Raw genomic sequence first — 20,066 nt, 5'->3', positions numbered from 1 at the left:
GCAGGCGGGCTCCTTGCTTTGTCTGGCATCCTTGTGACGCGCGCGGCTGACGCCAAGCTGACATGGCGCCGCGGCTTGCTTCAGGCTCCTGTCAGCTTCATAGTGAAGAAAGGGGCCATGATACCCGCTGGCTCGGAGTGTGCCCGATGAAGAAGTCGCTGACAATTCTGGTGTTTCTTGCGCTGGCTCCGGCGCAGGCGGCCCTGGCCGATGACGATTGCTTTGCGCCCATGGCCGAGTGGCAGCCGCGCGCCGCCGTGGCCGAGATGGCCGCGCAGAACGGCTGGACCGTCGGGCGTATCAAGATCGACGACGGCTGCTACGAGATCGACGGAACCGACGCCGAGGGCCGCCCCATCGAGGTCAAGCTGCATCCTGCGACGCTTGAAGTGATCGAGTTCGAATATGAAGAGAAGCGCCGTGATCGTAACCGCCCCGACGCGGACGATGACGATTAGGCCCGCCTGCCGCGGCACCCGCAGCCCCGCCCTTGTGGCGGGGCTTTTCGTTTCCTGACGGCAAGCTGAAGCAAAAAAAACCGCGCCGTCAGGAAATGCTCAGTTTGCGGGGCCAGTTTGATCGCATCGGATCAAAAGGAGATCTCGCCATGAAAAAAACCTTCGCACTTCTTGCCGCCGGGACCGCGCTGTCGGCCCTTGTCGGTTTCCCGGCCCTTAGCGGGCTGCGTGACAATGGCTGCGCCCGCGATCTGGGCTGCGCCACCAGTCTTGACACCAAGGGCGCCGAGCGCGCCCTGCGTGTGGCAGACGATGATCGTGACGACGATGACGATGCGTTCCGCTGGCTGTGGAAGCTCCGCGCGAGTCACGACGACGATGATGACGACGATGACGATCACGACGACGATGATGATGACGACGACGATTACGGCCGTGGCGGTCAGAAGGCCGCGCCCGCCGGAACCGTCGCTCCGCCGCAGAACGGGCTTTTCGTGCCGGGCGCGACGCCGACGGTAAAGGTCAACTGAGCCTATCCATCTTGCCCACCCCTTGTTGAAAGGTTGCCTGCCATGAAACCCGTATTCGCCGCACTGGCGCTGACCACGGCGCTGATGCTTCCGGCCCTGGCTCTCGCGCGCCCGGTTACGCTCACCACGCAGATGAACAACTATGGCGGGGACGGGGCCTATCTTGCGCTTTACGTCACCGATCCCGGCGGGGCCTATGTCGGCAGCCTCTGGATGGCTGGCGGCAAGTCCAAATACTACAAGCACCTGTCGGACTGGTATCGCGCCACCGGGGGCGATCTTGCCCAGATCAACGGCATTACCGGCGCCAGCGTGGGCGCCGGGCGCCAGCTTGAGATCACGCTTGATCTGGCCGATGCGCTGTTCGATGCGGGCTACACGCTGCATATCGACGCCTCGGTTGAGGATATGCGCGACAGCCCCAATGAGGTCGCCGTGCCGCTGACCTCGGCGGGGGCAGGGCAGCCCGTCGCGGGGCGGCGCTACATCGCCAACTTCACCTACGAGATGTAAGGAGGGGTTGCGATGATCCGCGCGCTGCATCGCTGGCCGGGGCTGCTGGCCGCGGTTGTCCTGCTGGTGCTTGGCCTCAGCGGGGCGGCCCTGTCGGTTTTCCCGGCGGCCGAACGGCTGAGCGCGCCGCAAGCCGAGGCCGGGCAAAGCGTGGCCGATCTGGCCGGAAAGATCGCCGGGGTCTACCCGACGGTTGAGCAGATCCGCCGCGCTCCCTCGGGCAAGATCACCGCCTACTGGTTTGAGGGCGGCACGCCCATGGCGGCGGTCATCGACCCGGCAACGGGGCAGGGCGTGGCCAGCGCGGACCCGAACGCGGTGGAGCGTTGGCTGACGAACCTGCACCGCTCGTTTTTTCTGGATGACGCGGGGCCGCTGGTCATGGCGGCGGGGGCCGGGGCGATGCTGATCTTGTCGCTCAGCGGGGCCTGGCTGATTGCCCGGCGCGCGGGTGGCTGGCGGCGCTGGTTCGCGCCGATGCGCGGAGCCGGGCCTGTGCGCTGGCATGCCGAGATGGCGCGCATGGCCACGGTCGGGCTTTTGCTCTCGGCTGGCACGGCGCTGTGGATGACGGCCTCGACCTTCGATTTGCTTCCCGATGGCGAGGCGCAGCCGGGCTTTCCCGTCTCGGTCAGCGGGGGCAGCGGTGTTGCTCTGCCCGATATCGACATGATCGGCACGCTTGCGGTGACCGATCTGCGCAGCTTCACCTATCCCTATCCGGGCGATGCAAGCGATGTGTTCACGCTGAAGACCGATACCGGATCGGGGTATATCGATCAGGGCACGGGCGCGCTGCTGGCATGGGCCGATGCGACGCCGTGGCAGCGCGTATCTGAAACTATCTACATGCTGCATACCGGGCAGGGGGCCTCGGTTCTGGGGCTGGCTCTCGGCCTGATCGCGCTGGCGATTCCGGGGCTGGCGGGCACTGGCCTTGCCGTCTGGCTGGCCGGGCGCGGGCCGCGGGGCTTTCGCAGCGCCCCCGCTGCACAGGCCGAGACCATCGTTCTTGTCGGCAGCGAGGGAGGCTCGACCCGCGGCTTTGCCGAAACGCTGGCCCGCGCGCTAGGGGCGGCAGGCCAGCCGGTGCATGTCGCGCCGATGTCGGCCTTTGCGCCGAAAAGCTACGGCCGGGCGAAGCGCATCCTGGTGCTGGCCGCGACCTATGGCGACGGGGTGGCGCCTGCCTCGGCCAAGGGGTTTCTGGATCGCCTTGCCGCGCTGCCCGCCGCGCCAAATGCGCCGCTCGCGGTGCTTGGGTTTGGAGATCGCAGCTTCCCGGCCTATTGCGCCTATGCCGCCGAGGTCGCCGCGGCTGCCGAGGCCAAAGGTTGGCAGGAACTGCTGCCGCCTGCGACGGTCGATCGCCAGTCGCCGCAGGACTTTCATCGTTGGGGCGTTGCGCTTGGTCAGATCCTCGGGATCGATCTGGTCCTGTCCCATGCACCCCGGTCGCCGCGCACGACACCGTTGGAGTTGATCGAGCGGCGCGACTATGGCGCCGAGGTTCAGGCCCCGACCGCGATCCTGCGCTTCGCGCTTCCCCGCGCGTCGCTGTGGCAGCGCCTGACGGGGCGGGGCTTTGGCCGTTTTGTCGCGGGCGATCTGATCGGCGTAGTGCCCGAGGGCGCCTCGGTCCCGCGTTTCTACTCACTGGCCTCTGGCGCGCGCGATGGATTTGTCGAGATCGTGGTGCGCAAGCAGACGGGCGGGCTTTGCTCGGGGCAGCTGATGGCCTTGCAGCTGGGTGATCGGGTGCGCGCCTTCCTGCGCCGCAATCCGGGGTTCCATGCCGGGCGTGATCGTGTGCCACTGATCCTGATCGGGGCAGGCACGGGGATCGGGCCGTTGGCGGGCTTCGTGCGGGCCAACGCGCGCCGCCGCCCGATGCACCTCTTCTTCGGGATGCGCCATGCGGCAAGCGATTTTCTCTATGGCGAGGATCTCGCGCGCTGGCAGGACGAGGGGCGTCTGGCGCGCCTGATCACCGCCGCCTCGCGCGGGGCGCGGCCGCATTACGTGCAGGATGCCCTGCGCGCTGACGCGGCCGAGTTGACGCGGCTGATCCAGTCCGGGGCGCGGATCATGGTTTGCGGCGGGCGCGAGATGGCCGCAGGTGTGTCGGCCGCCTTGGGCGAAATCCTTGCCCCCGCCGGATTGTCGCCGGTGCTGCTGAAAGCTGAGGGGCGCTATGTCGAAGACACCTACTGAGCCGCAGCGCATCGCGCTCAATGGCCCGACGATGGGCACCCGCTGGTCGGCGCTGTTCTATGCGCCCCCGGGCTATGACCCGGGGGCGCTGGCCATCGCATTGCAGGATGCAGTGGCAGAGATCGACGATCAGATGTCCACATGGAAGCCCGACAGCGCGCTGATGCGCTTCAACACGGCGCCTGTGGGCGACTGGGTGGTGCTGCCCGCCCATCTGCTGCGCGTGCTGGAGCTTGGGCTGCGGATCGGTCGCGCCTCGGGCGGGGCTTTCGACATCGGCATGGGCGATGCGGTGCGGGCCTGGGGTTTCGGCCCTGAGGCTGCGAGTGCCGAGGCCATTCGCTCAGCACTGACCCGCCCGCGGCCGCCTGCGCATGAGGCGCTTGATCTCGCCCCCGAGCGTGGCGAGGTCCGCAAACGCGCGCCGCTGTCGCTGGACCTGAACGGGATCGCCAAGGGCTACGGCGTGGATCGTCTGGCTGAAGTGATGCTGGACCACGGGATCACGGCGGCACTTGTCGGCATCGACGGAGAGATGCGCGCTCTTGGTCTGCGCCCCGATGGCGCACCCTGGTCGGTCGCGGTCGAGGCGCCCGATCCCGCGCGTCGCGCGCCGCATTCGATCCTGGCGCTTGCGGATGCAGCCGTCGCCACCTCGGGCGACTATCGCCATTGGGTCGAACTGGGCAGCCAGCGCCTGTCACACACGATGCAGCCGCGCCGCGGCGCGCCCGTGCAGGGCGGGCCAGCCTCAGTTAGCGTGGTCGCGCGCAGTTGCGCCGAGGCCGATGCCTGGGCCACCGCTCTGATGGTTCTTGGCCCCGAGGAGGGCGCAAGGGTAGCCCGGCGCGAGGGGTTGGATGCACTGTTTCTGCTGCGCGACCCCGACACGGAAGTTCGTGTCGGCCCGCTCTTTGGCGCGGTTGACGCCTAGGGCCCAAGGATCGTCACGAACCCGGTCTCGCAGCGCACCGATTGCGGCGGGAAGGTTGCCCGGAAGGGGGTGCCGCTTGCCTCCAGATGTGCAAATAGCGCGTTGTCGCAGGGGGCGGCTTTGGCATTGGTCGCCGTGATCCGCAGGAAGACCACGATATCTCCGGCGCGTAGCGCAGGGATGGCTTGCGGGTCGAGAACCCTCGGCTGAGCGGTCGGCGGGAAATAGAAGTTGATCCGCTCGGAGCCGAAGATGGTCGCCTGGGCGCGCAATGGCCACGCAAACAGCCGCCCGTGAACGGGATCGAGGGCCGCGAGCGCGCCTTCTGTCGCCCCCCGGATATTCTCGAGCGGTTCGAACTTGCGGCCAATCTTGCTGTAGATGCGCTCTTGCGTGGCCAAGAAAATCAGAACGAGCAGGACGATCCGCGCCCAGTTTCGCGGCACTCGCGGCAATATCGCGTCGAGCGCTACTGCGAGCAGGAAGGATCCGGGCGGCAAAAGCACGATGAAGTTCCGCTCGGTTGTGACCGGCGTATGAAAGTTCAGCAGTGCAGTGCCGATTGCCATTGCGGCGAACAGGATCGCGGCATCCTGCGCCGCGCGGCGCTCGAGTGTCGGGATGAAACTGCGCAGCCAGGCTGCGGCGAGGATCAGGATCAACCCCGCCGACCCCAAAGGTATGCCGGCCTGGATCGCGTCTTGCAGGGCGTCGAGCGGTGTGCTGTCGATCCAGAACTTCCCGCCGACCTGCTCGTCGACGCCGCCAAGCGTCAGCATGGCAACGGGCCAGATCATCAACACACCCGCGACGCTCGCCAGCAAGATGCGCTTGGGCCAGCCTGTGTCGCGCTCAAGGCCGATCCAGAGCAGGTAGAGCATTGCCTGCAAGGTGCCGAAGAAATGCGTGCAGCCAAGCGTCAGGAGTACTGCGATCAGCCAGCGCCGCTCACCCAGTGTGAACAGCACGAACGAGAGCGCCGACACGAACAGCAGCATCGCGTAGCTGCGCGCCTCCTGCGCGTAATAGATTGTGAGCCAGCTGGAGAGAAACAGGAACAGCGTCAGCAGGACAACGCGTTGCGGCATCTTGCGGCGCAGGCTTGCCAGCGCAGCCAGTGCCCCCGCGACAAACAGCGCGGAGAACAGTCGCGCCGACAGTTCGGAGATGCCAAACAGCTTGACCCAGAGCGCAAGAAGCCACTGATAGAGCGGCGGGTGCACATCGCGCAGATAGCCCTGCATCGCCTCTCCCTGCGGCAGGGCGGCGGCGACGCTGAATACCTCGTCATTCCAGAACGAATAGCCCAGCCAAAGCCCGTAAAGTGTGTAAGCGGCGAAACTCGCCAGCGCGAGGCCAAGCAGCAGCTTCAGGATACGATCGAACGAAAGTGAGGCCGGCATCATCGTGGTTCCGAATTTTCCCGCGTTGTTAGCTGCTTTCTTCCGGCAATACAGGGCCCTTGGCGGCTCTGCGGCGTTTTGTTCACGGCGTGCGCGGATCCGACGCGACGATTCCGCCCTTGCCCCACACTGGGTCTACCCCTAAACCCGAGCGGACAAGGGAGACAGCATGGCACGCAGACCGCAAGCGCCGCTCGAAGATCGGCCCACCACAAAACGCATCGGCGCACTCAAGGGCCTCAGCCCGTTTGTGACGCCTTACAAGTGGATGGCGCTGGCGGCGCTGGCCGCGCTGATGCTGACCGCCTCGATCAGTCTGGTTCTGCCGCTTGCCGTGCGCCGCGTCGTGGATGGCTTCCAGCAAGGGGCCGAACTGCTTGACCAGTATTTCGGTGCGGCGCTGCTGATCACCGCGCTGCTCGCGCTTGGCACCGGAGCGCGCTACTACCTTGTTACTCGCTTTGGCGAGCGGGTCGTGGCCGATATCCGCAAGGCCGTCTTCGACCGCGTTCTGGGCATGAGCCCGGCCTTCTTCGAGCGCATCCTGACGGGCGAGATCATCTCGCGCATCACCACAGATACGACGCTGATCCTGTCGGTCATTGGCTCGTCGGTCTCGGTCGCGCTGCGCAACTTCCTGATCCTGATCGGCGGCATGGTGATGCTGCTGGTCACCTCGGCCAAGCTGACCGGCCTTGTGCTGCTGATCGTGCCCGCCGTGGTCATCCCGATCGTCGTGCTCGGCCGTCGCCTGCGCGCGCTTTCGCGCGAGAACCAGGACTGGATCGCCAGTTCCTCGGGCGCGGCCTCCGAGGCGCTTTTGTCGGCGCAGACCGTGCAGGCATTCACCCATGAGGCGCAGACCCGCGCGCATTTCGCCGATGTCACCGAGAAAAGCTTTGTCTCGGCGCAGCGTCGCATCACCACCCGCGCAATCATGACGGTGATCGTGATTTTCCTCGTGTTTGCGGGCGTGGTTGGCGTGCTCTGGGTCGGTGCGCGCGACGTGCGTCTGGATTACATGTCGGTGGGCGAGCTGGTGCAGTTCGTCATTTACGCCGTGATGGTCGCCGGGTCGGTCGGCGCGCTGTCGGAAATCTGGGGCGAGTTGCAGCGTGCCGCCGGCGCGACCGAGCGTCTGGTCGAGTTGATCGGGGCTGAAGACAGCGTCAAAGACCCCGAACATCCGGTGCCGCTGCCGATGCCCGCGCGCGGTGCTATCGACTTCGAGAATGTCACCTTCCACTACCCCTCGCGCCCCGAAACCTCGGCGCTTGAGGAGGTCACGCTGTCGATCAAGCCCGGCGAGACGGTCGCGCTTGTCGGCCCTTCGGGGGCGGGCAAGACCACCGTGATCCAGCTGATTCAGCGCTTCTGGGATCCCGAGAACGGGCAAGTGAAGATCGACGGCTACGATCTGCGCGATCTTGCGCGGCATGATTTTCGCCACGCCGTGGCCCTTGTGCCGCAAGATCCGGTGATCTTCGCGGCCTCGGCGCGCGAGAATATTCGCTTCGGCCGCCCCAACGCCACGGATCACGAGGTCGAGGAAGCCGCGCGCGCGGCCCATGCCTATGACTTCCTGACGGCGCTTCCCGACGGGTTCGACACCTATGTGGGCGAGCGCGGCGTGATGCTGTCGGGTGGGCAGAAGCAGCGTATCGCCATCGCCCGCGCGATCCTGCGCGACGCACCGATCCTGCTGCTGGACGAGGCGACCTCGGCGCTGGATTCGGCCTCGGAGCGCGAGGTGCAGGCTGCGGTCGAGCGTGTCTCGGTCGGGCGCACAACGGTCATCGTGGCGCACCGACTCGCGACGGTGAAAAAGGCCGACCGGATCGTTGTGTTCGAAGACGGCCGCATCGTCGCGCAGGGCACCCATGACGAGCTGGTCGCCGAAGGCGGTCTGTATGCCGAACTGGCGCGGCTGCAATTCACCGACGGCGCGGCCGTCTGATCGCGCTATCCGCTCGCATTAAGGGGGCCGTGTGTGCGGTAATTCCCCTTTGTCGCGTCATCTGATCGTTGCACGGTCACCTCAGGTTGAAGGCGGGCCCCCCGGGGGGCCTGCCAGCCAATATGAGGAGAGTGCTATGGGTCTGTGGAATTTTGTGAAAGACGCGGGCAAGTCGCTGTTCGGCTCGAAGGCCGAGGCCGCCGAGGCGCCGAAAGAAGATGTGCTGCGGGCGGAGCTGAAAGATCTGGGGCTCGATGCGACCGGTGTCGATCTGAAGGTCGAGGGTGACAAGGTCGTGGTTTCGGGCAAGGCGATCGACGCCGAGACCAAGGAAAAGATCATTCTCGCCGTGGGCAATGTCGATGGTGTGGCTGCGGTCGAAACCGAAGAGGATGCCGATACCCTGGATGCCGTTTTCCACACCGTCGTCAAAGGCGATACGCTTTCGGCGATTGCCAAGAAGACTCTGGGCAGCGCGAACCGCTACATGGAGATTTTCGAGGCGAACAAGCCGATGCTGACCCATCCCGACAAGATCTATCCGGGCCAGGTTCTGCGTATTCCGGGCGGCAATGCCTGATTGCTTGTGACCTGAGTGTGCGGGGACGGCAGCGGCTGTCTCCGCCCTTCGCGCCATATTGTTTCCCCGCGTCACTTTCGCCATGACGTGACGTTGCCCACTGACCTGCATACTTGCTGCCGAGGGCGCTCCTATCGCATTCTGACAGGAAGGGCCCGCGAGGAACGGGCTTAGGGAGGAAGACCGAGATGGCGAATTTTGCGTCCATTGCCGACCGCGACGCGGTCGAGAACGAGATGCCATGGGAAGGCCGCGATCGCGCCCAGACCATGTACCAGTTCCTGACCCGCGCACGCGATGCCTATGGCAGCCGCCCGGCGCTGACCTTCCAGATCTTTTCGGGGCCGAAGGACAAGGCGCTGACGCTGAGCTGGTCCGAGCTGCATGGCCGCGTGACGCAAGCCGCGAACCTCTTGCGTCATCTTGGTGTGGGCGAGGGTGACACGGTCGCTTACCTCCTGCCGAACTGCCTTGAAACTGCGGTGACCCTGCTGGGGGGCTCGGTCGCGGGGATCGTGAATCCGATCAACCCGCTGCTCGAATCCGAGCAGATCTCGGCCATCCTGCGCGAGACCAAGGCCAAGGTTCTGGTCACGCTCAAGCCCTTCCCGAAAAGCGATATCGCCCAGAAGGCGGCCGAGGCGGTCAAGTTCGCGCCGAACGTCAAGACCGTGCTCGAGATCGACCTGAACCGCTACCTGACTCCGCCCAAGTCGCTGATCGTGCCGTTCGTGCGCCCCAAGGTCACGACGAAGCACCATGCCGATGTCTATTGCTTCAATCGCGAATGCGCCAAGATGCCGGGCGACAGGCTGACCTTCGCCGACAGTGCCGGTGACCGGGTAGCCGCCTATTTCCACACCGGCGGCACCACGGGGATGCCCAAGGTGGCGCAGCACAAATACTCGGGCATGATCTACAATGGCTGGCTGGGCGGCACGCTGCTGTTCACCAAGGAAGACGTGCTAATCTGTCCGCTGCCGCTGTTCCACGTCTTCGCGGCCTATCCGGTGCTGATGTCCGCGATCGCCTCGGGGGCGCATGTGGTGATGCCGACGCCTGCGGGCTATCGCGGCGAGGGCGTGTTCGACAATTTTTGGAAGCTGGTCGAGCGTTGGAAGGTCACCTTCCTGATCACGGTGCCCACGGCCATCTCGGCGCTGATGCAGCGCCCGGTGAATGCCGATATTTCCTCGCTCAAGACGGCGATCTCGGGTTCCGCCCCACTGCCGCTGGAGCTTTACAACCGCTTCAAGGCCGCGACGGGCGTCGAGATCGCGGAAGGCTACGGTCTGACCGAGGCCACCTGCCTTGTCTCGGTCAACCCGGTCGATGGCCATAAGAAGGTCGGCTCGGTCGGTATTCCGCTGCCCTATTGCCACGTCCGCATCCTGCGCAAGACGACCGAGGGCTTTGATGAATGCGGCGTCGATGAGGTGGGTGAGATCTGCGTGGCCAACCCCGGCGTCTTCGAGGGCTCGACCTATACCGAGGCCGACAAGAACCACGACCTGTTTGCCGAGGACCGCTTCCTGCGTACGGGCGACCTGGGGCGGCTTGATGCGGATGGCTATCTGTGGATTACCGGACGCGCCAAGGATTTGATCATTCGCGGGGGCCACAATATCGACCCCGCCGAGATCGAAGAGGCGCTGCTGTCGCATCCGGCCGTGGCCTTCGCCGGGGCGATCGGGCAGCCCGACAGCTTCGCGGGCGAGTTGCCCTGTGTCTATCTCGAACTGGTGGCCGGTGCCTCGGTCACCGATGAGGAACTGACCGCCCACGCGAAAAAGCACATCCATGAGCGCGCCGCGATCCCCAAGCATATCGAGGTGATGGATGAGTTGCCGAAGACCGCCGTGGGCAAGATCTTCAAGCCCGACCTGCGCAAGCGCGCGATCTCGCGCGTGCTTGATGCCGCGCTGACCGAGGCAGGCATCGCCGCGCATGTCGTCGCTGTGGTCGAAGACAAGAAGCGTGGCCTAGTGGCAGGGATTGCCACCACCGGCGCGATCGACGAGGACAAGCTCAAGCAAAAACTGGGCGAATTCACCGTGCCCTGGGAATGGGCGAAGTAAGCAGATCGGACGGGGCGCCTGCGGGCGCCCTTTCTTTTAGCGTTGCCTCGCCCCGGCACGGCTCCTATTGGAGGGCAGCAGCAGGAGGTTCCCATGGCGCTGATTGACGATCTGATGGCCCGCTCGGGTGCGGTGTGCGAGTTCTGCGGCGCCGCCGAGGATCTGGCGGCGGAGCCTCTGGCGGGCACCGAAGAGCACGTTCTGCTTTGCGCGATCTGCCGCTCGGAGGACGCGCCCGAGGCGCATTGGCGCTGCCTTGAGGGTGCCGCCTGGTCGGCCGAGCCCACCGTGCAGGCAGCCGTCTGGCGCAAGCTTGGGCAGGTCGACGCCGCCTGGGCCGCCGAGGCGCGCGAGGGCATGGCGCTTGAGGGAGACGCGCTTGCGTGGGCGCAGGCCGGGCAGGTGCTGCCCGGCATCGAGCATCGCGACAGCAATGGCGCGCTGCTGGCCAGTGGCGATACCGTCACGCTGATCAAGGATCTGCCGGTCAAGGGCGCGGGCTTTACCGCCAAGCGCGGCACTGCGGTGCGTGGTATCAGCCTTGTGGCCGACAACCCTGCCCATATCGAGGGTCGCGTCGAGGGCCAGCGTATCGTCATCCTGACAGAGTTCGTCAAGAAACGCTGAGCCCCCTTGACGAATGCGCCGCGCCGCTGCATCTGCGGCGCGTCTCGCCCTTTCGGTGCCTTCATGCGTCAGCCCCTGTCGTAACCCCTGCCTGAGTCTCCGGTTCCCTCCAGATTCAGGTGTTTCATGACCCCCTTGCAGTTTTCTTCCGGCGATCTGATCGCCGACCGTCGCGCGGATTATGCCGAGGGGCTTCTGGCCTCGGGTGAGGCTGCGGCCGCCGCCGATCTCTACCTTCAGGCGCTTGAGGTCGCGCCGGGTTGGGTGGCGGGCTGGTATCGCCTGGGCGAGATCCGGGCTGAGCATGGTTTGCCCACTGCGGGTGAGGCCTTTGCCGAGGCGCTGCGCCTCGACCCTGCTGACCAATTGGGAGCGGCGCTGCGACTTGATCTTTTACGCGGTCAGCCGCTGGTCGAGACCATGCCCTCGGCCTTTGTCGAGACGCTGTTCGATCAGTATGCCGATCACTTCGACCATGCGCTGGTCGAGACGCTGAACTACCGCGCGCCGCAATTGCTGCGGGCGGGGCTGGAAGGCGAGTTCGCGCGGGCGCTCGATCTGGGCTGCGGCACGGGTCTGATGGGGGCAGAGCTGCGCGCCTCGGCCAGGCATCTGGAGGGATGGGATATCTCGGCCGAGATGCTGCGCGAGGCCGAGGCCAAGGGGGTTTACGATCGCCTCGAAAAAGCGGATCTGAGCGCGCTTGCGCCTGTTGTGGACGCATATGATCTGATCACGGCTGCCGATGTCTTTGCCTATCTGGGCGCGCTGGAGCAGATCGTCGGCTGGGTTGCGCTAGCGCTGGCGCCGGGTGGGCGCTTTGCCTTTACCGTTGAGGCCTACGAGGGTGAAGGCTTCGTTCTGCGCGAGAGCCGCCGTTACGCGCATTCCGAGGACTATGTGTGTGACCTGCTGGCCCGGGCCGGGTTCGAGGCCCGTATCGGCCGCGCGGTGCTGCGGATGGATCGTGGCGCGCCAATCGAGGGGCTGATCGTGCAGGCCGTGCGTGTGGCCTCTGGTGTGCGGCGCCAGTCGGATGGCGAGGATCTGGCTTTCGCGTGAGGCGTAGGGGCGCTGCCCCTCTGGGCCTGCGGCCCATTCACCCCGGGATATTTGGACAAAGCCGAAATCAGCACGTTTGGGCGTTGACCCAATCGGCATAGGCCTGGTTTACGGTGATTTCGTCGAGCGCGATCAGCGGGCAGTCGTAGGGGTGCAGCTGTTCGATCTTGGCCATGACATCGGGCGCCAGATCGCTGCGGGTCTTGAGCCAGAGCTGAACTTCGGGCGTTTCCTCGCGCGTGCCCTCCCACGTGTAGAGCGAGGTCACCTGCGCGCCGATATTGGCGCAGGCAATCAGGCGTGCGTCAATGAGCGCCGTGGCGAGGGAGTGCGCTGCGTCCGTGGTGGGCAGGTAGGTCAGCAGGCGGGCGATGGTGGGCATGGCGAGCCTTTGCATGGAGAAGAAAAAAGGCCCCCGGAGCGGGGGCCTTTGTCTTAGCGCGTGAACTTCTTGTACTTGACCCGCTTGGGCTCGACCGCATCTGGGCCGAGGCGGCGGATCTTGTCGTTCTCGTAATCCTCGAAGTTGCCCTCGAAGAACTCCACATGGGCCTCGCCTTCGAAGGCGAGGATGTGGGTGCAGAGGCGGTCGAGGAAGAAGCGGTCGTGCGAGATGATGACCGCGCAGCCGGCGAAGTCTTCGATCGCCGCTTCCAGCGCTTGCAGTGTTTCCACGTCGAGGTCGTTGGTCGGTTCGTCGAGCAGGAGCACGTTGCCGCCCGATTTCAGCAGTTTCGCCATGTGGACGCGGTTGCGTTCACCGCCCGACAGCAGGCCCACCTTCTTCTGCTGATCCGCGCCCTTGAAGTTGAACGCGCCGACATAGCTGCGGCTGGCGACGGAGGCATCGCCCAACTGGATCAGTTCGGCCCCGCCCGAGATCTCTTCCCAGACGTTCTTGTCCGGGTGGAGCGCGTCGCGCGACTGGTCGACATAGGCAAGCTTGACGGTATCGCCGACGGTGATCGTGCCCTCGTCGGGCTGCTCGGCGCCGACGATCATCTTGATCAGGGTCGATTTACCGGCGCCGTTCGGGCCGATGATGCCCAGGATGCCGCCCGGCGGCAGGCTGAACGAGAGGTTCTCGATCAGCAGCTTGTCGCCCATGTGCTTCTTCAGGTTCTCGACCTCGATCACCTTGCCGCCAAGGCGCGGGCCGTTCGGGATGATGATCTGCGCCTTGCCCACGCGATCCTTGACCCCCTCGTCGGCCATCTTCTCGTATGCCGCGATACGGGCCTTGGATTTCGCCTGACGGGCCTTGGCACCGGCGCGGATCCACTCGAGTTCCTTCTCCATGACCTTCTGCTTGGCCTTGTCCTCGCGCGCTTCCTGCTCAAGCCGTTTGGCTTTCTGTTCGAGCCAGGCGGAGTAGTTGCCCTCGTAGGGGATGCCGCGGCCGCGCTCGAGTTCGAGGATCCAGCTGGTGATGTCGTCAAGGAAGTAACGGTCGTGCGTAACGCACAGGATCGTACCCTTGTATTCGATCAGGTGCTTCTGCAGCCAGGCGATAGTTTCCGCGTCGAGGTGGTTGGTCGGTTCGTCGAGCAGCAGCATGTCGGGCGCTTCGAGCAGCAGCTTGCACAGCGCGACGCGGCGACGCTCACCGCCCGAGAGGGTTGAGACATCGGCGTCATCGGGCGGGCAACGCAGCGCTTCGAGCGCGATATCGACCTGGCTGTCGAGATCCCACAGGTTCTCGGCGTCGATCTCGTCTTGCAGGCGGGCCATTTCCTCGGCGGTCTCGTCCGAGTAGTTCATCGCCAGCTCGTTGTAACGCTCGAGCTTGGCGGTCTTCTCGGCCACGCCTTCCATGACGTTCTCGCGCACGGTCTTGGTCTCGTCGAGTTGCGGCTCCTGCGCGAGATAGCCGACCTTGGCGCCCTTGGCGGCCCAGGCCTCGCCCTGGAAATCCTTGTCCATGCCGGCCATGATTTTCAGCAGCGTCGATTTACCCGCGCCGTTGACGCCGACCACACCGATCTTCACGCCCGGCAGGAAGTTCAGTCGGATATTCTCAAAGCATTTCTTGCCACCCGGATAGGTCTTCGAGACGCCATCCATGTGGTAAACATATTGATACGAAGCCATAGGCGCACCTTTCGAGGGTATTTCGGGGTTTGCGCCTAGATAGGGGAAAGCGGCGCGTGAGGGAAGGGGCGCGAGTCGCAACCTGCGTTCACGAAAAGCGCGGGTGCGATCACGGATGATCGCGGGGTTATGATCGGCATGGCGCGCGTCCGGGGGTGGCCGTGGCGGGCGTTCACACGAATGTGGGCAGCCATTTCAAACGGTTGCAGGGCATGTCTGGCGCAGGCTGATTTCAATAAGCAAATTTGCACAATGATCAGATATTTCGTGTCATTCTCATACCTGACGCGCAGAACTAGGTTTGTCTCATCGCAGGGCGCAACCGGGATGGCACTATCCAAGGCTCTGAAACGATAGACAAAATGGAGAATGAAATGCGTAAATCTGCTCTTATCCTCGGTCTCGCCGCTGCCCTCTCGGCGGGTGCCGTTTCGGCGCAGGGTGTCAGCCCTGGTATCGCCCAGCTTGCGGCTCAGGCGGGCGTCGATGCGGCGCATTACTCGGCCGATGAGGTCATCGCACTGTGGAATGCCAAACGCGACAACGACGCCGCTGCGCCCTATGCGGCTCCGGCCCATGGCGTTGCGTCCAACGTGACCCTTTCGAGCGGCGGTGCCGCGATCAGCGCCGGTCACGCCCAGTTGGCGGCCCAACTCGGCGTCGATCCGGCGGAATACTCGATCGGCCAGATCATCGCGCTGAAAGATGCCCGCGCCGACAATTGATCGCGGCAATTAAAAAGGCGGCCCTTCGGGGCCGCCTTCTATCGTCCGAAATCCGGATTGGCCTTAGGCCAGGGCGAGGTTCGTTGCCGACTCGCGGCCGTCACGGCCTTTTTCCAGATCGAAGGTCACAGCCTGACCGTCGTTGAGGCCGCGCAGACCTGCGCGCTCAACGGCCGAGATGTGAACGAAGATGTCCTTGCCGCCGTTTTCCGGGGCGATAAAGCCGAAGCCTTTGGTGCTGTTGAACCATTTCACGGTGCCGTTGGCCATCGTGTGTCTCCTTTTGATATGCTGCCCGCACAATTGCGGCAGCCCGGCTCAGTCACGTCAAAATCGCGAACTGAGGCCCGAAAGGAGCAGATCGTCGAAAGATAGCGTCTCGCCCAGACTAGATGCGCCTTTTGCCCCTAAATTGCAAGAGCGGCGTTTGACGAAAGCGGAAATGACGGTAGAACGGGCCAAAAGGCCCGCACATGCTTGAGACATTTCGCGCCCTCTACGAAGGTGAGACGAAACGCGCGCAACGCTTTCGCTACCTGATTCTATGTTTCGATCTGACGACGATTGCTTTCGTGATCATCTCGTCCTTCCTGCCCCGCTCGCTGGCGATCGAGGTGACCGATGCGCTGATCGGTCTTGTGATCGTGGCGGATTTTCTGGCGCGGCTCCTGATCGCGGACAGTAAGGTGAATTTCTGGACACGGCCCGCGACGCTGGCGGATCTGGTGGCGATGGTGTCGTTTCTTGCGCCCATTGCTGGCGAGAGCTTCGGCTTCCTGCGCGTCTTGCGCACCCTGCGGCTGCTGCACGCTTATCAGATGCTGGTCCGGCTACGCGCCGAATTCGCGTTCTTCCGTCGGCACGAGGATGTCATTCTCGCCGCGATCAACCTGTGCGTTTTCCTCTTCATCATGACCGGGCTGATCTATGCGACGCAGTTCGGGCGCAATGAGGATATCCGCAACTACGCCGATGCGCTCTACTTCACCGTCACGACGCTGACGACAACCGGGTTTGGCGATATCACCTTGCCCGGAACGACCGGACGATTGCTGTCGGTCGGGATCATGATCTTCGGCGTCACGCTGTTCCTGCGGCTGGCCCAGGTGCTCTTCCGGCCCAGGAAGGTGCGCTATGAGTGCAAGCACTGCGGGCTGAGCCTGCATGACGCCGACGCCATCCATTGCAAGCACTGCGGCGCCACCGTGCATATCGACACCGAAGGTCTGGTCTGAGGGCGGCGATCAGGTCAGCGGACGGCCCCAAAGGTCGTATTCGCTGGCTTCCTCGACCTCGACCGTCAGCATGTCGCCCGGCGCGAGATCCTCGAACCCTTCGTCGATGAACAGGTTGCCGTCGATCTCGGGCGCATCGGCGCGGGTACGGCAGGTCGCGCCCTGCTCGTCGATCTCGTCCACGATCACCTGTTGCAGCGTGCCGACCTTGGCCTCCAGCTTCGCCTCGGAAATCGCCTGCGCCTTCTCCATGAAGCGCTCCCACCGCTCCTGCTTCAGCGCATCCGGCACATGATCGGGCAGATCGTTCGAGCGCGCCCCGGCGACATTCTCATACTGGAAGCACCCGACACGATCGAGCTGCGCCTCGTCCATCCAGTCGAGCAGGTATTGGAACTCTTCCTCGGTCTCGCCGGGATAACCCACGATGAAGGTAGAGCGCAGCACGATCTCGGGGCAGGCCGCGCGCCAGGCGGCGATCTCGTCGAGCGTCCGTGCCGAGGCCGCGGGCCGCGCCATGCGCTTGAGCGTCTCGGGATGCGCGTGCTGGAAGGGAATATCGAGGTAGGGCAGGATCAGCCCGTCCCCCATCAGCGGGATCAGATCGCGCACATGGGGGTAGGGATAGACGTAATGCAAGCGCAGCCAGGCGCCGGCCTCCTTGGCCATCTTGCCCATCTCGCGCGTCAGATCGGTGATATGCGCGCGCAGCTCGCCACCCTTCCAGGGGCTCAGGTCGTGCTTGCGGTCCACCCCATAGGCCGAGGTGTCCTGCGAGATTACCAGCAATTCGCGCACCCCGGCATCCAGCAACTTCTCCGCCTCGCGCAGCACGGCATGGGCGGGGCGGCTGACCAGACGCCCGCGCATGTCAGGGATGATGCAGAACTTGCAGTGGTGATTGCAGCCCTCGGAGATCTTCAGATAGCTGTAATGGCGAGGGGTCAGCTTTACGCCCGTCGGCGGCAGCAGATCGACGAACGGATCGGGCGAGGGCGGCACCGCGCCGTGCACCGCGTCCAGAACCTGCTCGAACTGCTGCGGGCCGGTGACGGCCAGAACTTTGGGATGCACGCCGGTGATATACTCGGGCTCGGCGCCCAGACAGCCGGTCACGATGACCTTGCCGTTTTCTTTCAGCGCCTCGCCGATGGCCTCAAGACTTTCCGCCTTGGCGCTATCCAGAAACCCGCAGGTATTCACGATCACCGCCTCGGCCCCGGTGTAATCGGGGCTGATCGCATAGCCCTCGGCCCGCAACCGCGTCAGGATCCGCTCGCTGTCCACCAGCGCCTTCGGACAGCCAAGCGAGACCATCCCGATCGTTGGCTGCCCCGGGCGCGGAGCCTCGTCAAAGCGCGCCTTCGGCGCCAGGTCGGGGCGCAGGTTCGGGGGGTTCTGGCTCATCATGCCCTCTCAATGGCAAAGGCGAGCCCGACGACCCGCCCTTTCTTCTTGGTTCATATACCTCGGGGGTCCGGGGGCGGCGCCCCCGGCTTGACCCGGGTTCAGCGGCGACGGTCGCGGCGTGCGCTCATCGGCTGGAAGGCGACGCCGACATGGGCCTCGCAATAGGGCTTTCCGGGCTGCGAGGGCAGGCCGCAGAAATAGAAATTGTCCGTCGCCGGGTCGCCGATCGGCCATTTGCAGGTACGCTCGGTCAGCTCCATCAGGCTGATCTTGCGGGCGCGCTTCTCGACCTCGCCTACCTTGGCCAGAGCCTCGGGGCTGATCTCATTGGCCGAGGGCTGCGGCGGCAGCGGCTGACCTGCGGGAATGATCGCCTTGCGCATCACCGGCGTGGGCGCGGCGGGGGCGGGCGCGGGTTCCGGGCGCGCGGCGGGCGCGGGCTTCGGGGTGGGAGCGGGCTCGGGGCGGTTTGCGGCAGGCGCGGCGGCCGCGACCGGCTCGGGGCGTTCGACCGGAGTGGGCTTGGCAGCGGCAGGCGCGGCGGGCGCCGGTGCGGGATCGCTCCCTCCGGCACGGTTCGACAGGCCCAGACGATGCACTTTGCCGATCACGGCGTTGCGGGTCACCCCGCCCAGCTCCTTGGCGATCTGGCTGGCCGACTGGCCCTCCGACCACATCTTTTTCAGGAGTTCGACGCGTTCATCGGTCCAGGACATGACCACCCTTTCGCATTCTGACCCGGTCCGTTGACCGGGTTCCGGCTTGGCTTGCCTCATATTAGTGAGGACGCGATGAGATACAAGCGCCGCCCCCGGAATTCAAGCCCGCGCCACGCCTGCAACAAAGGAATCCTTTGACAGGTGCCACCGCGCACGCTACCGAGCGCCCATGATCACTCGGACCGCCCATTTCGCCCGTCCCCGACGTCGCCGCACCCGCGCCTGACGTCCGATCTGCCGTGGTCTTTGGCCACATCCCCCCAAAACCCGTCAAATCCCCGGCCTTGACCGTTGACAGCCCTGCGGGCCTGTTGCACCCCTTGGCCTTCCCTTTCTGGAGACACACGATGATTTCCTCCGTTCTGCCGACTTATAACCGCGCCCCTCTCGCCTTCGTCAAAGGCGAGGGTTCCTGGCTCGAAACGGCGGACGGTACCCGATATCTCGACATGGGGGCGGGCATCGCGGTGAACGTGCTGGGCCATGCGGCGCCTGAACTGGTCGCCGCCCTGACCGAACAGGCCGGGAAGCTCTGGCATGTCTCCAACCTCTACCAGATTCCCGAGCAGCAGCATCTTGCCGATCAACTGGTCGAGAACAGCTTTGCCGATACCGTCTTCTTCACCAACTCGGGCACCGAGGCCTGCGAACTGGCCGTCAAGATGGCGCGCAAATACTGGTATGACAAAGGCCAGCCCGAGCGGGTCGAGATCATCACCTTTGAGGGCGCCTTCCATGGCCGCTCCTCGGCCGCAATCGCCGCGGCCGGGTCCGAGAAGATGGTCAAGGGCTTCGGCCCGCTGCTGCCCGGCTTCGTCCATGTGAAATGGGGCGACCACGAGGGCCTGCGCGCCGCCATCAACGAACGCACCGCTGCCATCCTGATCGAGCCGGTGCAGGGCGAGGGCGGTATTCGCCCTGTCCCCGATCAGTGCCTCAAGGGTCTGCGCGATCTGTGCGACACCACCGGCACGCTTTTGATCTTCGACGAGGTCCAGTGCGGCGTGGGCCGCACCGGTCGGCTCTTTGCCCATGAATGGGCGGGCGTGACGCCTGACATCATGATGGTTGCCAAGGGTATCGGCGGCGGCTTCCCGCTCGGCGCGGTGCTGGCCACCGAAGAGGCCGCCAGCGGTATGGTCGCGGGCACCCATGGCTCGACCTATGGCGGCAATCCGCTTGGCTGCGCGGTTGGCGCCAAGGTGATGGAGATCGTCACCGATCCGGCATTCCTCGATGCGGTGAATGCCAAGGCGGGGTTCCTGCGCCAGAAGCTCGAAGGCCTCGTTGCCGCCCATCCCGACGTGTTCGAGGGTGTGCGTGGTCAGGGCCTGATGCTCGGCCTCAAGTGCAAGATTGCGCCCGCGGATGTGGTCAAGGCGGCCTATGCCGAGAAGCTGCTGACCGTGCCTGCGGCGGATAACGTGCTGCGCCTGCTGCCCGCGCTGAACATCTCCGAAGCGGACATGGCCGAGGCGGTGAAGCGCCTCGATGCTGCCGCCAGCGCGCTTGAACCGACCAAGGCTTGAT

At 64.9% G+C, this 20,066-nt stretch carries 19 protein-coding genes; 13 read left to right on the top strand and 6 right to left on the bottom strand.

Annotated features, from left to right (window positions below):
• Positions 1–146 precede the first annotated feature (146 nt).
• From KTQ37_RS02815 to KTQ37_RS02795, 5 genes are all read left to right on the top strand, one after another.
• On the top strand, positions 147–458 hold the full coding sequence (locus tag KTQ37_RS02815; protein WP_218628935.1) for a PepSY domain-containing protein: 312 nt from the start codon (positions 147–149) through the stop codon (positions 456–458).
• Between the two features lie 149 nt (positions 459–607).
• Positions 608–988 (top strand): hypothetical protein, encoded by a 381-nt coding sequence (locus tag KTQ37_RS02810; RefSeq protein ID WP_218628934.1) that lies wholly within the window; start codon positions 608–610, stop codon positions 986–988.
• A gap of 42 nt (positions 989–1,030) precedes the next feature.
• Entirely contained in the window at positions 1,031–1,501 is a 471-nt protein-coding gene (locus tag KTQ37_RS02805; protein ID WP_218628933.1) for a DUF2271 domain-containing protein, read from the top strand.
• Positions 1,502–1,513: 12 nt separating this feature from the next.
• Entirely contained in the window at positions 1,514–3,715 is a 2,202-nt protein-coding gene (locus KTQ37_RS02800; protein ID WP_218628932.1) for a PepSY domain-containing protein, read from the top strand.
• On the top strand, positions 3,696–4,649 hold the full coding sequence (locus KTQ37_RS02795) for an FAD:protein FMN transferase (RefSeq protein WP_218628931.1): 954 nt from the start codon (positions 3,696–3,698) through the stop codon (positions 4,647–4,649). The genes KTQ37_RS02800 and KTQ37_RS02795 overlap by 20 nt, the downstream gene beginning before the upstream one ends.
• Here KTQ37_RS02795 and KTQ37_RS02790 read toward each other — a convergent pair.
• Complete coding sequence (locus tag KTQ37_RS02790) at positions 4,646–6,052, bottom strand: glycosyltransferase family 39 protein (RefSeq protein WP_218628930.1); 1,407 nt, start codon at positions 6,050–6,052, stop codon at positions 4,646–4,648. The two genes, KTQ37_RS02795 and KTQ37_RS02790, sit on opposite strands and share 4 nt — an antisense overlap.
• Positions 6,053–6,221: 169 nt before the next feature.
• Between KTQ37_RS02790 and KTQ37_RS02785 the strand changes: the two genes are divergently transcribed.
• The 5 genes from KTQ37_RS02785 (at position 6,222) to KTQ37_RS02765 (ending at position 12,356) form a co-directional block, all read left to right on the top strand.
• A complete protein-coding gene (locus KTQ37_RS02785) occupies positions 6,222–8,009 on the top strand; it encodes an ABC transporter transmembrane domain-containing protein (protein ID WP_218628929.1) in 1,788 nt (595 codons plus the stop codon).
• 136 nt (positions 8,010–8,145) lie between these two features.
• Positions 8,146–8,589 carry a peptidoglycan-binding protein LysM gene (gene lysM / locus KTQ37_RS02780; RefSeq protein ID WP_218628928.1) on the top strand — a complete coding sequence of 148 codons (444 nt, stop codon included), beginning with the start codon at positions 8,146–8,148 and terminating at the stop codon, positions 8,587–8,589.
• A gap of 188 nt (positions 8,590–8,777) precedes the next feature.
• Positions 8,778–10,667 carry an acyl-CoA synthetase gene (locus KTQ37_RS02775; protein WP_218628927.1) on the top strand — a complete coding sequence of 630 codons (1,890 nt, stop codon included), beginning with the start codon at positions 8,778–8,780 and terminating at the stop codon, positions 10,665–10,667.
• Positions 10,668–10,760: 93 nt separating this feature from the next.
• A complete protein-coding gene (locus KTQ37_RS02770) occupies positions 10,761–11,294 on the top strand; it encodes a PhnA domain-containing protein (RefSeq protein WP_236021014.1) in 534 nt (177 codons plus the stop codon).
• Between the two features lie 126 nt (positions 11,295–11,420).
• The gene (locus KTQ37_RS02765; RefSeq protein WP_218628926.1) at positions 11,421–12,356 is read left to right on the top strand and encodes a class I SAM-dependent DNA methyltransferase; all 936 of its coding nucleotides are present in this window, start codon (positions 11,421–11,423) and stop codon (positions 12,354–12,356) included.
• Positions 12,357–12,423: 67 nt separating this feature from the next.
• Here the strand turns inward: KTQ37_RS02765 and cutA are convergent, their stop codons facing one another.
• Positions 12,424–12,738, bottom strand: a complete 315-nt coding sequence (cutA, locus tag KTQ37_RS02760; protein ID WP_218628925.1) for a divalent-cation tolerance protein CutA — start codon at positions 12,736–12,738, stop codon at positions 12,424–12,426.
• 53 nt (positions 12,739–12,791) lie between these two features.
• The gene (gene ettA / locus KTQ37_RS02755; protein ID WP_218628924.1) at positions 12,792–14,447 is read right to left on the bottom strand and encodes an energy-dependent translational throttle protein EttA; all 1,656 of its coding nucleotides are present in this window, start codon (positions 14,445–14,447) and stop codon (positions 12,792–12,794) included.
• Positions 14,448–14,821: 374 nt separating this feature from the next.
• On the opposite strand from ettA, the gene KTQ37_RS02750 reads away from it, so the two are divergent.
• Positions 14,822–15,172, top strand: coding sequence for a hypothetical protein (locus KTQ37_RS02750; protein ID WP_218628923.1), 351 nt, complete (start codon positions 14,822–14,824; stop codon positions 15,170–15,172).
• Positions 15,173–15,235: 63 nt separating this feature from the next.
• Here the strand turns inward: KTQ37_RS02750 and KTQ37_RS02745 are convergent, their stop codons facing one another.
• The gene (locus tag KTQ37_RS02745) at positions 15,236–15,442 is read right to left on the bottom strand and encodes a cold-shock protein (RefSeq protein WP_218628922.1); all 207 of its coding nucleotides are present in this window, start codon (positions 15,440–15,442) and stop codon (positions 15,236–15,238) included.
• 203 nt (positions 15,443–15,645) lie between these two features.
• On the opposite strand from KTQ37_RS02745, the gene KTQ37_RS02740 reads away from it, so the two are divergent.
• Positions 15,646–16,407, top strand: coding sequence for an ion transporter (locus KTQ37_RS02740; protein ID WP_218628921.1), 762 nt, complete (start codon positions 15,646–15,648; stop codon positions 16,405–16,407).
• 9 nt (positions 16,408–16,416) lie between these two features.
• On the opposite strand, the gene rimO is transcribed toward KTQ37_RS02740, so the two are convergent.
• Together rimO and KTQ37_RS02730 are read right to left on the bottom strand one after the other, a co-directional pair.
• A complete protein-coding gene (gene rimO / locus KTQ37_RS02735; protein WP_218628920.1) occupies positions 16,417–17,814 on the bottom strand; it encodes a 30S ribosomal protein S12 methylthiotransferase RimO in 1,398 nt (465 codons plus the stop codon).
• A gap of 101 nt (positions 17,815–17,915) precedes the next feature.
• A complete protein-coding gene (locus KTQ37_RS02730) occupies positions 17,916–18,533 on the bottom strand; it encodes a GcrA family cell cycle regulator (protein ID WP_218628919.1) in 618 nt (205 codons plus the stop codon).
• 350 nt (positions 18,534–18,883) lie between these two features.
• On the opposite strand from KTQ37_RS02730, the gene KTQ37_RS02725 reads away from it, so the two are divergent.
• Positions 18,884–20,065: an aspartate aminotransferase family protein gene (locus tag KTQ37_RS02725; RefSeq protein WP_218628918.1), complete on the top strand. Its 1,182-nt coding sequence runs from the start codon at positions 18,884–18,886 to the stop codon at positions 20,063–20,065.
• Position 20,066 lies beyond the last annotated feature (1 nt).

The organism is Sedimentimonas flavescens, from assembly GCF_019264375.1.
Classification (GTDB): domain Bacteria; phylum Pseudomonadota; class Alphaproteobacteria; order Rhodobacterales; family Rhodobacteraceae; genus Rhodobacter; species Rhodobacter flavescens.
This window is presented reverse-complemented; position numbering and strand designations above follow the sequence as displayed.